The organism is Streptomyces sp. HUAS CB01 (assembly GCF_030406905.1).
In the GTDB taxonomy this organism is placed as follows: domain Bacteria; phylum Actinomycetota; class Actinomycetes; order Streptomycetales; family Streptomycetaceae; genus Streptomyces; species Streptomyces chengbuensis.
On the sequence record NZ_CP129137.1, the window covers coordinates 6,996,596 to 7,009,264 of the forward strand.

8 protein-coding genes are annotated in these 12,669 nt (G+C 72.8%); 5 read left to right on the plus strand and 3 right to left on the minus strand.

Annotated elements, in window-relative coordinates; genetic code table 11:
• Positions 1-850: 850 nt before the first annotated feature.
• The gene (locus tag QRN89_RS30530) at positions 851-3,802 is read right to left on the minus strand and encodes a Pls/PosA family non-ribosomal peptide synthetase (RefSeq protein ID WP_290352645.1); all 2,952 of its coding nucleotides are present in this window, start codon (positions 3,800-3,802) and stop codon (positions 851-853) included.
• 596 nt (positions 3,803-4,398) lie between these two features.
• Here QRN89_RS30530 and QRN89_RS30535 point away from each other — a divergent pair.
• The gene (locus tag QRN89_RS30535) at positions 4,399-5,625 is read left to right on the plus strand and encodes a DUF418 domain-containing protein (protein WP_290352646.1); all 1,227 of its coding nucleotides are present in this window, start codon (positions 4,399-4,401) and stop codon (positions 5,623-5,625) included.
• Between the two features lie 45 nt (positions 5,626-5,670).
• Entirely contained in the window at positions 5,671-6,399 is a 729-nt protein-coding gene (locus tag QRN89_RS30540) for a histidine phosphatase family protein (protein WP_290352647.1), read from the plus strand.
• Positions 6,400-6,710: 311 nt separating this feature from the next.
• Here QRN89_RS30540 and QRN89_RS30545 read toward each other — a convergent pair whose 3' ends face one another.
• Positions 6,711-7,421, minus strand: a complete 711-nt coding sequence (locus QRN89_RS30545; RefSeq protein ID WP_290352648.1) for a TetR/AcrR family transcriptional regulator C-terminal domain-containing protein — start codon at positions 7,419-7,421, stop codon at positions 6,711-6,713.
• Between the two features lie 136 nt (positions 7,422-7,557).
• Between QRN89_RS30545 and QRN89_RS30550 the strand changes: the two genes are divergently transcribed.
• The 3 genes from QRN89_RS30550 to QRN89_RS30560 all read left to right on the plus strand — a co-directional run bounded on the left by QRN89_RS30550 (position 7,558) and on the right by QRN89_RS30560 (position 11,650).
• On the plus strand, positions 7,558-9,102 hold the full coding sequence (locus QRN89_RS30550; RefSeq protein WP_290352649.1) for an APC family permease: 1,545 nt from the start codon (positions 7,558-7,560) through the stop codon (positions 9,100-9,102).
• Positions 9,099-10,766 (plus strand): amidohydrolase, encoded by a 1,668-nt coding sequence (locus tag QRN89_RS30555; RefSeq protein WP_290352650.1) that lies wholly within the window; start codon positions 9,099-9,101, stop codon positions 10,764-10,766. The genes QRN89_RS30550 and QRN89_RS30555 overlap by 4 nt, the downstream gene beginning before the upstream one ends.
• A gap of 389 nt (positions 10,767-11,155) precedes the next feature.
• Positions 11,156-11,650: a hypothetical protein gene (locus tag QRN89_RS30560; protein ID WP_290352651.1), complete on the plus strand. Its 495-nt coding sequence runs from the start codon at positions 11,156-11,158 to the stop codon at positions 11,648-11,650.
• Between the two features lie 123 nt (positions 11,651-11,773).
• Here the strand turns inward: QRN89_RS30560 and QRN89_RS30565 are convergent, their stop codons facing one another.
• A complete protein-coding gene (locus QRN89_RS30565; RefSeq protein ID WP_290352652.1) occupies positions 11,774-12,547 on the minus strand; it encodes an aminoglycoside adenylyltransferase domain-containing protein in 774 nt (257 codons plus the stop codon).
• Positions 12,548-12,669 lie beyond the last annotated feature (122 nt).

Genomic DNA, 12,669 nt, shown 5'->3' on the forward strand with positions numbered 1-12,669 from the left:
AAAAGTGAACGCACTGAGTGAATCTCCCATTTCCGCAGGTTCCGGCGTCGGTCAGCGATTGTGCGGCACCAACGGGGCCTTGCCGCAAGCCCCCCTGTGCGCTATACGTTGAGAGTGGCGGAGGAGTGGGTGAACCTCCTCAGCCCTTCCGGGATCACCGCCAGGACACCGATGGCGGCGCCCGTTCCCCGCACTCAGTGCCTCGAGGCAGCGCCTCCGATCGGTTCCCCGGCATTCCGTCGGCGTCCTGTCGCCCCTCCCCGGAACGTCTGGCACGGCACCCCGGCTCTCCTCCGCGGCCGGCACCCGCGGCCTCCGCGGACCGGGCGATGCGCCTGCGTGCCCCGAGTCCGTCGCTCGCGCTGAGGAGGGGAGGCTCTCGGCCGGTGCCCGGCGCGGCCGCACCGGGCCACCGGCTGATCGGGGGTGGCCCGGGCGGGCGCCCGCCCTTGCGCGCGTGTGCGGTCATCCGGGGCGAACCGGCCGTCGGTTGCGGGGCCGGGCGGCCGTCAGTTCGGGGTGGCGGTCAGTTCCCGGGCCGGGCGGCCGTCACCGTCCACACGGGCCCGGAATCCGCACACCGTGGGATGTCGTGGACTCGGTCAGTGCGTCCCGGACCCCGGTACGCAGCGCGGCGATCGAGTTTCCGTCCGGGCCCCGCAGATTGTGGCGGGCTTCGAGCAGCGAGCCCATCCCGCGGGCGGCCGGGGGCGGTTCGCGCAGGTACGGGGGCGACGGCGGCGGTGGCCCCGGCGTAGGCGCTGTCGGCCCGTGTGGTGCCAAGGCGCCTTGCCGGGAGGTGCGGCAGCCGGAGGCGTACCCCGCGCGCCGTACGGTCCGCACCGCCGCGTCACCTCAGCGCCTCGGCCCGTCGTCCCTCCGCCGGCTCACGGCAGACGGGTACCCGCATCACGGCCACGCCCTCCCGGGCCGGGTTGCCGCCCCAGCCTTCCCGGGCGGGCACCTCCTCGCCCTTCATCAGGAAGGAGTCGGCGGCGATCCGGGCGTGGTCGCCCACCGTGGTGCCGTAGTGGACGAAGGCGCCGACGCCGAGCGTCACACCGGCGCCCAGGGTGGCCTGGTCGGACTTGAAGGCGCCGTCCTCCTGGGAGTGGCACTGGATCACGGTGCCCGCGTTGAGGGTGCAGTCGTCGCCGATGGTGACGAGGGACCGCTCGATCAGCGAGCAGCCGTCGTCGAAGACCCGCCGGCCGATCCGGACCCCCAGCAGCCGCCAGACCACGCTCTTGAACGGGGTGCCGTTGAACAGCTGCATGTACCGGTGGGTCGTCAGTTTCCAGAAGCGTTCGTGACGCCAGAAGGACGGGTCGTAGATCGAGCAGTACAGCGGCTTCAGCGGCTGCACACGCGTGATGACCCGTTCGACCAGCGCGTAGTAGACGACCGTGAACACCAGGGTGACCAGGCTGGCCAGGGCGATCGGCGTGACCCCGTGGGTGTGGTAGAGGTCGACCGCGGTCATCGCGATGAGCGCGACGACGTAGAAGTGGATCCAGCGCATCAGCAGGTACAGGGCCGCGGTGAACGTGTTGTGCTTGTTCTTCGCGCCCAGGCGGCGGCGCAGTTCGTCGCCGGTGGCGAGGTGGTCGAACCGCTTGTCGCGCATGACCGTGCGCGGGATCTCGAAGCTGGGCGAGCCCAGCAGGCCCACGCCCTCGCGGACCGGTCCGTCGATGGGCACCATGACCTTGGTCGCCAGCAGGCAGTCGTCTCCGGCGCGGCTGCGCGCGGGGTAGACGATGTTGTTGCCGAGGAAGCTGCTCGATCCGATCGAGGACGGCGAGAAGCGGAACGACGTGCTGGAGAAGTCGGCGTTGATGACGGACAGGCCGTCGGCGACCATCGTGCCGGTGCCGACCCGGCTGAGGTACGGGGTGTCGTGCTTGACCAGCGAACCGAAGTTCGAGCCCGTCTGCTCGATCCGGCACAGGTCGTACCCGAGGCAGCGCAGGTAGTGGACGATCGCGGAGCTGTCGCCGAAGAGCAGGACGAAGAACCTGAGGTTCGTCATCCGGGTGAGGGCCCGCTGGAGGCCGTGGTGCACCCCGAACAGCGGGTACACCCTGCCCGGCTTGATCGCCGGGCGCAGCAGCCGCGGCACCGCGTTCACGGTGACCAGCGCCACCAGGAGGCCGCCGAAGAAGGCCGCGAACGAGGCGATCAGCGCATCGAGGTAGAACCCGGGGCTGGTGAGGACCGGTTCGGGGCTGAGCACTGCGTCCAGCTGCGGCAGTACGGCGAAGAGAAGACCGATACCGCCCAGCGCGAGGGGCAGGTACACCCCCAGCAGCAGCAGGAGCTGCGCCGCCGTGTAGAGGACCTTGCGCAGACCGCCGCACGGGGCGGCCTCGACGGCGCGGAAGTCCGTGGTGGTGGGCTGGGCCGGGGAGCCGTGCCAGGACTCGCCCGCGGGCACGTGCTGTCCGCCGTGCAGCGAGGAGGCATGACCGAGCTGCGCACCGTCGCCCATCGAGGTGCCGATGTCGAGGACCGTCTGCTCGCTGACCGTGACGTCGCGGCCGAGGGTGACGGGGCCGGTCTCGACGGCACCGTCGTGCGCCCGGTAGCAGGCGAAGAACACGTCCTTGCGGATGACGGTGCCCTCCTCGACCGTGAGCAGGTCGGTGCACACCGGAACGTTGCGGGAGAAGATCGCGACGTTGCGGCCGATCTTCGCGCCCAGCGCACGCAGGTACAGCACGTACAGCGGCGTGCCGACGAAGAGTCGCATCGGGCTGGTACGGATCAGGGACTTGACGCACCAGAAGCGCAGATAGCCGAGGCTCCACACGGGGAACCGCCCGGGCCGGAAGCGCCCGACCAGCAGCCATTTGGCGACGACGGAGAGGCAGCACAGCGCGGTGAAGCCCACGCCCGCGAACACCGCCGACCGCAGGTAGATGCCGGCGGCTCCCGAGCCGCCCCGGATCCACTCGTATCCGCTTGTCAGGACGAGAGCCGCGACGAAGGACATGCCGAGGAAGAACAGCAGCTGCAGCGCACCGCACAGCACGTACTGCCCGGTGCGCACCCTGGCGGGCACCTCCGCCGGGTGGGCATCGGCCTCGGCCGTCGTGCCGGACGCCGGCGCGGAGACCGCTCCGCCCGTCGTTCCGGCTGCCACCACGGCTGCCGTTCCGGACGCCGCCCCGATGGCGGCACCGGACTGGCCGGGGGCGGCCGTGCCGGCCGGTGCGGCCTGCGGAAAGTCGAGTTCCGCAGCGAGGCCGCGAATGGTCGGGCTGCGGTAGACGTCCTTCATCGACACGGAGGGGAGGTCGTCGCGTTTGCGGACGCGGGCGCAGAACTGGGCCATGACCATGGAGTCGGCGCCGAGGTCGGTGAAGAAGTGTCCGTCGAGCGGTATGTGCTCGGTGCGCAGGACGCCCGCCAGCACCTCGGCCAGCAGCGCCTCGGCAGCCCCGTCCGGCCGGGGCGCGGCGCCGGTGTCCGTCTCCTCCTCCGCCGGTGCCGGCTCGGGGTCCAGCGAGGCCGCCAGGCTCTCGAGGGTGGGGTGCTGGTAGACGTCCTTCATCGACACGGAGGGGAGGTCGTCGCGTTTGCGGACGCGGGCGCAGAACTGGGCCATGACCATGGAGTCGGCGCCGAGGTCGGTGAAGAAGTGTCCGTCGAGCGGTATGTGCTCGGTGCGCAGGACGCCCGCCAGCACCTCGGCCAGCAGCTCCTCGGTGGGCGACTCCCCGCCGCCCGCAGCCGATGAGTCGGCTCGGGGCGCCGTAGCGGTCCCGGCAGCGGACCTTTCGAAGTTGTTGCAGGTCACGACAGGCCCTCCCGGATGTGGCGGCCGCCGCGGACCGTCAGCGCCGCCGCTCCGCGGCAGTCCCGGCCCCGACCGTGAGCGCATGCCGATGACCCGAACGTCTCAAGGTCGAAAATGCCGGGCCGGTCGTCAATCCATGAATTCATGAGTAGTTCACCTGCGGTCATGCGGCCCACGCCTTGTTTCCTTCGGGGTCGCGCTTTTGGATTCCTGTCGGAGGTCGTGGCGGGAAACGCCACGGTTCCGTTTTCAATCGCCTCCTCTTCCAGTAGGCACGATCGGGCGATTTCTGTCCTGCTACTGGAGTTCGGGGCTTGACACGGGCGGCGCGTTCTGCGGGCCGATTCCCGTGCGGTACTGCCGCCCATCTCGCCCAGTGCCGCCCTGTCCCGCGGTCCGCGGCCCGGGGCAAGTCCCGAATTCCGGTGACGTGACACGCCGGCTTCCGCCGGATCCACTGGTGTCATTCCGGGCCGTCGGCGGTGCTGTTCCCGCTCTTTCCCCGAATCCTGTACACGACCCCCGTCGGTCGGCGGGGGCGGTCCGGCCGTCCGTCGGGTGGTTGAATCCGTATGTTTCTCGAATTGTGATGACCAATGGGACACGTCTTCGCTCCGGCCGTGCCGTCCGCGAAACCGGCGGACGACTCGCCCTTCCGCGCGCCGTCGACGGGCCGCATGATCGGCCTCGACCTCGCCCGCGGACTGGCGATCCTGGGCATGTTCGCCGCGCACGTCGGTCCCGATCCGTCGGTGGGCGGACCGCTCGGCTGGGTCATGGAGGTGGCGCGCGGCCGTTCGTCCGCGCTGTTCGCGCTGCTGGCCGGCTTCACCCTGGTCCTCCTGACGGGCCGCCCGCAGCCGCGCACGGGGCGCGGCGGCCGCCAGGCGATCGGACGGGTCCTCATCCGTGCCGCCGTCCTGATGGCCCTGGGGTACGCACTGGTCCTGCTGGACACCGACGTCGACGTGATCCTGTCCTTCTACGGGCTGCTCTTCGTGCTGGCCCTCCCGCTGTACCGGCTGAGCGCCAGGACCCTCACGCTGATCGCCGCCTCGACCGCCCTGGTCATGCCCCAGGTTCTGTACGGGCTCAGAGCCGCGGCCGACGTCGGGGACCGGTCCGATGTCGTCGTCGGCCTGGACCCCCTCGCACGGCTCACCGGCTCGGACGGCCTCCTGGAACTCTTCGTGACGGGTGAGTACCCGGCGCTGACGTGGTTCTCCTTCGTCGTGGCCGGTATGGCGGTGGCCAGGCTCGACCTCACGCGACGCGACGTGCTCACGAAGCTGGCCGGCACCGGTGCGGCGCTCGCGGTGATCGGTTACGGGGGATCGTGGCTGGCCCTGCACGCGGTCCCGGGCGCCCTGGCGGGGGTGAGCGCGGCCACGGACGGGGGCCCCGCCGCCTCGGCGTGGTGGTCCGACGCGGTCGGCGAGGAGTTCGCCCCCGGGCACCCGGCCTGGCTGCTGGTGGCCTCCCCGCACAGTCAGACGACCTGGTCCATCGTCGGCAACCTGGGCGTCGCGCTGGCCGTCCTCGCCGGCTGCTTCCTCGCCGTACGCCTCGCCGGCCCCCGCGTCCGGCTCCTCGCACCGCTCGCCGCGGTCGGCTCGATTTCCCTGACCGCCTACGTCGCCCACATCATGGCCATCCGTTTGCTGGGTACGTTCGACGGTGACGAGTGGGCCGCGCTGCCGGTCCTCCTCGGGTTCGCGGTCGTGGCCATGGGGTCGGCGCTCCTGTGGACCCGCTTCTTCCGGCGAGGCCCGCTGGAGTACCTGCTGTACAGCGCCACCAAGCCCGCCCGCCGGATCACATGACAGGTCGGCGGTGTGCCGGGCCGATCGGAGAAGGAGGTCGGGGTCGTGACCGTGCGACTGACGTTCCTGTGCGCAACCCCCGGGGCAGGCGGCCCTGACCCGGCCTTCGGGGACTGCGCCCTCGACGAGCGCGGCCGGCGTGGGGCCGCCTCCGTGAAAGCGGCGCTGCCGCCGTACTCCCTGGCCCTGCGGGCGCCGTCGATCCGCTGCGCGCAGACCGCCGAGGCCGTGGGCGCGGCAGCCACGCCCGAGAACGCCCTGCGGGACATCGACTACGGCAGGTGGACCGGCCGCACACGCGCGGACATCGCGGCCGGGGACCCCCACGGCCTCTCCGCCTGGCTGACGGACCCCGACGCGGCACCGCACGGGGGCGAGTCCGTCGCCGGGCTCTGCCGGCGGACGGCGGCATGGCTCGGGTCCCTCCCCGACGACGCGCGCGTGCTCGCGATCACCGAGGCGCCCGTCGTCCGCGCCGCACTGGTCCACGTCCTGTCGGCACCCGCCCGGGCCTTCTGGCATCTGGACGTTCCGCCCCTCTCCGTGATCACCGTGACGTTGTGCGACGCCGGGGATGCCGGGCCGGGCGACCCGGCGCTCCCACGACAACGGGCGTCCGCGGCCGGCGCGGCACTCGCCGGCAGCGCGTCCGTCGGCGTGGCGTTCGGGGGACCCGCGTCCGCCGACGCCGCAGCCGTCGACGGCGCGTCCGCGGACTCGGCATCCGCGGACGCCGCATCCGTCGGCCCGGCCGTGCGGGGCACTCGCCGGTAGCACGGGCATCCTCCGGGCATGCGGCGGGAGGGGTCGCGGTGTTCTCGGTTCGGGCGGTCCCGGGGCGCCCGTCGGCATGAGCCCCGCTGCCGTCGGGCACGGGTGTCTCCCGGGCATGCGGCGGGAGGGGTCGCGGTGTTCTCGGTTCGGGCGGTCCCGGGGCGCCCGTCGGCATGAGCCCCGCTGCCGTCGGGCACGGGTGTCTCCCGGGCATGCGGCGGGAGGGGTCGCGGTGCTCTCGGTTCGGGCGGTTCCGAGGCGCCCGTCGGCATGAGCCCCGCTGCCGTCGGGCACGGGCGTCCGCGGCCCCCTCAGCCGACCGGTGTACCCCCGCCCCGCCCGATCCGCGCCCCCAGTCCGTCGAGCAGTACCTCCAGCGCCGCCCGGAAGACCCGCTCGCCCGTCATCGTCGCCATGTGCGCCGAGCTGCGTGCGATCGACGGGTAGCGGGCCGGATCGGCGGCCACGTACTCGCGGGTCCAGGCCGCCTCGTCGCCCGCCTGCGCCGGCGGATCCAGGGTGGCGAAGGCGGCGTCCATTCCGGACCAGGCCAGCGTGAAGTCGCCGTACACGCGGTGCAGGAGGGCCGACTGCGCGGGGTCGCAGCCGGCGTCGGCGAGGGCGGTCAGGATGTGCTCGACGATCCGCATCTCCGCCGGTCGCCGCGTGGTCCGGTACGTGGCGACGACCGCGGCCGCCGGATGCCGCAGGGCCGTCTCGCGGGTGCTGAGCGCGAGGTCCCGCAGGGTCGTCCGCCAGTCGCCCGGGGTGGGCGAGAAGGCTTCCAGGACCTCCTCGAAGAGCCGGTCGGCGAGCAGCAGATGCAGCTCGTCCTTGTCCTCGACGTGCCGGTACAGCGCCGACGGGTCCACGCCGAGCCGGGCCGCCAGCTTCCGCACGGTCAACGCTTCCACGCCGTGTTCGTCGCAGAGCGCGAGCGCCGCGTCGACGATGATCCGCGCGTCCAGGACCACCTTGGGCGGCCGCCCCCTGCCGCGTACCGCCGCGCCATCCGATGCCATGCGGCCGATGAGATCAGCCCGCGGCACCCCGGGGCAAGTCCGCGCCGACGCCCGGGAACATATTTTTCCCACACTGTTGACTTAATCGGTCGGCGGGCGCTTTCCTTCCCTCACCCCGGACCGAGGAGGACCGCGCATGGACGACGGCCAGACCCCCCGTCACGACGAGTTCCGCAAGACCCTCCGCACCCACCACGGCGTGATCATCGCCCTCGCCAACATCAGCCCCACCGTCTCCATCGGCATCGGGCTCGGCTTCCTCGCCGCCGTCGCCGGCACCTCGCTGCCCGCCGCGTTCCTGCTGGCCGCGCTCCCGATCCTCGCCGTCTCCGGCGGCTACGCCCGCCTCGCAGCCCGCGACCCCGACTGCGGTACCGCGTACATCTGGGTCCGCCGCGCCCTCGGTCCCTGGACGGGCTACCTCACCGGCTGGACCGCGGTCGCCACCAACATCATGTTCCTCTCCTACGCCGGCCGGCTGACCGGACAGTTCACTCTCCAACTGGCCCATGAGGCAGGGCTGTTCAGTACGGAGTCCAGCCTCGCGGTCACCCTCACCGGCCTGCTCTGGACCGGACTCATCGCCGTCGGCGCGGTGCGCGGTGTGAAGGGCGCGACCGCCGTGCAGTCGGTGCTGCTCGGCCTGTCCGCGGTGGTCGTCCTGACGGTCGTCGGCACCGCCTTCGCCCGCGGGGACGCCGCGCCCGTACAGGCGTCCTGGTTCTCTCCGTTCGCCTTCCCCGACACGCTCACCCTGCTGAGTGCGACGGTGCTCGCCGCCTACATGTTCTGGGGCTGGGAGAGCGCGTTCAGCGTCGTGGAGGAGAACGCCGAGGCGCGGTCCTCGGGCCGGGCCGGCCTGATCGCGATCGTCGTCACCATGGTGTTGTTCCTGATCGGCGCGACCGGCTTCCTGCACGCGCTCACCCCGGGGCAACTCGCCGACCCCCTCGCAGGGATCACCGAACTCTCCCGCACCTTCTACGGAACCGGCGGCGCGATCGCCGCCGTCGCCGCGATGCTCGCCGCCACCGTCGCCTGCATGCAGTCCTCGGTCATCGCCGGGTCCCGGCTCACCCTGGCGATGGGCCGGGACGGGGTGCTCGGCCCCAGCTGGGCCCGGCTGCATCCGACCCGTCGCACCCCCGTCACCTCCACCCTGCGCACCGCCGGGCTCGCCGTCGCGCTCTCCGTGGCCGGACTCGCCGTCGGTGGACTCTCCGAAGTCGTCCTCGCGGTCGTCAACTCGGTCGGCATCCTGGTGTCGCTGATGTACGGCATCGGGGGCTGGGCGTGCGTGGTCACCTTCCGGCACGAACTGCGCGGCGGACGCCTCCGCGACGTCCTCGCCGTGGGTGTGCTGCCCGCGCTCGGGGGGACGGCGCTGCTGCTCCTCGGTGGCCTGGTCGCCCACCAGCAGTGGACGTCCGTCGACCACATGGCCTTCGACCCGGAGAACGGGCGCTTCCTCACGGCCCTCCCGCTCGGCGCCGTCCTCCTCGGCGTCCCGGCGGCCCTCTGGACCCGCTACCGCCGCAAGGCCGCCTACTTCACCGAGCCCGCGGCCCCGCTCCCACCCGCGCCCCCGTCCCCGTCATCGGCCCCGACCGCACCCGAGCCCGCACCCGAATCCCCTTCCCCGTCCCCGTCCCCGTCCCCGTCCCCTGGAGTCTCCGCATGAGCACCGCCCCCGATCTCGTCCTCCTCAACGGCACCGTGTGGACCGCCGGGCCGGCCCGCGCCCGTGCCTCGGCGCTCGCGGTCACCGGCGACCGGATCACCGCCGTCGGCAGCGACCGCGAGATACGGGAGCTCGTGGGCGCCGGTACCGAAGTCGTCGACCTGGACGGCCGGTTCGCGCTTCCCGGATTCACCGACGCGCACGTGCACCCGGTCATCGCGGGCATCGGGATGCTCGGCTGCGACCTGTCGGGTGCGCGGGACGCCGACGCCTACAGCAGGATCATCCGCGGATACGCGGACGCGCATCCGGAAGAGGAGTGGATCGTCGGCAGCGGCTGGTCCTTCGACGCGTTCCCCGGCGGACTGCCACCGCGCGGACTGCTGGACGACGTCGTACCCGACCGGCCCGCGTACTTCCCGGTCAGGGACGGGCACTCCGCGTGGGCCAACTCCCGCGCGCTGGCCCTGGCCGGTGTATGCCGCGACACCCCGGACCCGGCCGACGGCCGCATCGAACGCGGCCCGGACGGCGAGCCGACCGGTGTGCTGCACGAGGGTGCGATGGGCCTGGTGGGCGACCGGACCCCGCCGGTCACCGCCGCCAGGGCCCGCGCCGGACTCCTCGCCGCCCAGACGCACCTCCACTCGCTCGGCATCACCGGCTGGCAGGACGCCCTGGTCGGTGCGTACGGCGGCTACCCCGACCCCCTCGACACCTACCTCGCAGCCGACGCCGACGGATCGCTCACCGCCCGCGTCCGCGCCGCCCTCTGGTGGGACCGGGAGGCCGGCCCGGAGCAGATCGAGTCGCTGCTCGCACGACGGGCCAAGGCGGCCGCGGGGGGCGGGAGACGGTTCACCGCGGGCAGCGTGAAGATCATGCAGGACGGGGTCGTGGAGAACTTCACCGCCGCCATGCTGGAGCCCTACCTGGACTCCTGCGGCTGCCCCGGCGACAACCGCGGACTGTCCATGGTCGAACCGGCCCTGCTCCGTGAGGCCGCGGTGCGCCTGGACGCCGAAGGCTTCCAGATCCACTTCCACGCCCTCGGCGACCGCGCCGTCCGCGAGGCACTGGACTCCCTGGAAGCCGCCGTCGCCGCCCATGGCCACACCGGAAACCGGCACCACCTGGCCCACCTCCAGGTCGTCCACCCCGACGACATCCCGCGCTTCCGCACCCTCCGCGCCACCGCCAACATCCAGCCGCTGTGGGCCGCCCACGAACCCGCCATGGACGACCTCACACTGCCCTTCCTCGGTGCGGAACGCGGCGCTCTGCAGTACCCCTTCGGCGCGCTCCACGCGGCGGGGGTGACGCTCGCGGCCGGCAGCGACTGGTTCGTCTCCAGCCCCGACCCGATGCACGGCATCCATGTCGCCGTGAACCGCCGGGTCTGGCCCGAGGAGCTGGGGGAGCCCGAGCCGCGACCCCCGTTCCTGCCCCACCAGCGCCTCACCCTCACCGACGCGCTCGCCGCCTACACGGCGGGCTCGGCCTGGGTGAACCACCAGGACGAGGCCGGCGTCCTCGCCCCCGGGCGGCTCGCGGACATCGCGGTCCTGGACCGCGACCCGTTCGCCGTCGACCCGGGCGAGCTGTACGGCATCCGCTGTGTGGGGACGTACGTGGGCGGCGCCCGGGTACACGCCGCGGACTGACCGGACCGACCACGGCCGGCGCACTCCGCGTCCTGACCCGGGCCGGTACGGGCCACGTTCTGACCTGGGCCGGTACAGGCCGTGTACTGGCCAGGGCCGGCACCCGCCGGAAGTCCCTGCACCGCGGTGTCACCGCGTCCGTGACCCGGGGCGGCGGCCACCGCCGGCCGCCGTCCCGCCGACTTGCCGGTCGCCTGCTGCCGGCCGGACGATGGACGGGGAGGCCCCCGCCGCAGGGTGGTGCCCTCGTCCCCGCCCCGGCGGCGTCTGCGGGCCGCGTGCCCGGCCCGGCACCGTGCACCACCCGGGGAGCGGTGGGGTGGCGGGGTGTCGTCGTCGGGCTGCTTCACCCGCGGGCGTTGTGCCGGACGCACGAGGCGGGAGAGAACATGGCGATGGTCGGACTGTTCTGGATCACCGAGGACTCGGTGTACGTGGGCTCCCCTCCGGCGGTCGACGGGCGATGCGTCCGCCTCGACACCGAGGGGGTCGAGGCGGTCGACCCCGACGGCTCCCGCGCCTGGACGTGGGCGGATCTGCGCTCCGCGACCGTCGAGGGCGTGACCGTACGGGGAACGATCGGCGCGCGGCTGGGCCTGGCGGTGGAGGCGCTGCTCTCGGCGGGGGCGGGACTCGGCAGCGGGCCGCCGGAGATGACGCTCCGTCTGGTGACGGCCGACGCCACGGAGGACGTGCCGGTGCCGGCGGCGGCCAGTGGTTACGGTTCCGAGGAAATCGCCCTGTCCCAGTCCGTGCTGGCGCGGTTCGTGGCGGGTACGGCCGAGCCAGCGACCCTCGTGGCCTGGGGCCGGCACAACAGCGGCCGCGGCACACCGAAACCGCGCGAGCGCGAGGAGCTCCTGCGCGCATGGGCGGAGGTGTGAACGGCCGGCAGTGCCCGGCTGCCGACCGCTCAACGCCCTGGCTCGGCAGCCATGTTGGCACGGCGGTCCGGCACCTGCCCGCGGAACGCCCCGGGCAGGTGCCGGACCGGACCACTCGGCGCGTCAGCCGCCGAACGACTCCGCGTACGCGGCGAAGGCGTACGTCGCTTCGAGGCTGCCCGGCCGGGGCGGGTCGGCAGGGTCCCAGCCCCGTTCGCGGTCGTCCCTCACCTGCGTCAGCAGCGGGCGCCACCTCGGTTCGAGGTTCCGGTACGCCCAGTCGAGGGCACCGCGCTTGGAGGCCACCCTGCCCGTGTGCAGGGAGTACAGCACGCGGCAGTAGGTCGTGACGGTGTAGCGCTGGGTCCAGGCGAGATCGAAGGACGCCCAGGTCCTGATGCCGCTCAGCACTTCCGGCAGGTCGGTACGCATCGCGTCGCGCAGCGCGTCCGGAGGCACCTCGTCCACGAGATCCGCGATCGGCGGACCGGCGAGCGTGATGCCGTGGTTCCTGAGGATCCAGCGTGTGTGCAGGCTGTTGCAGTGGCTGTCCCAGATCAGCTCACGGTGACCGTGGTCGCAGAACAGCCACGGCACACCGAGCCCGTCGATGCCCCGCAGGGAGGCGGTGTCGGCGTACGAGCCCTCGATGTGCTGGGTCCAGAAGCCCGGACGGGTCGGGATCTCGTCGTGGAGACGGCGCAGCTCCCTCGCCGCCTCCCCCTGGGGAAGCGTGGTGGTGGCGACGATGAAGTCGCAGTCGCTGTGCAGATCACCGGCACCCAGTGCGAAGGAGCCCTGGACGTAGGCGCCGACGAACGTGTCGCCGAGGATGTCGCGTACCGCGTGGGTGAAGCCGGTCAGGAGCGTATCGAGCTCCGTGAAGCGGGTGAACATGGGAAATCTCCGTGCCCGTTGGAAGGAAGGGACTGACGGGCGCGGCGAGAGGGAAGGGCCGTCGCCGCGCTCAGGCGCGGCGGATGCGGTTCGCGGAGAAGCAGTGGGAGGTCACGCGGCGC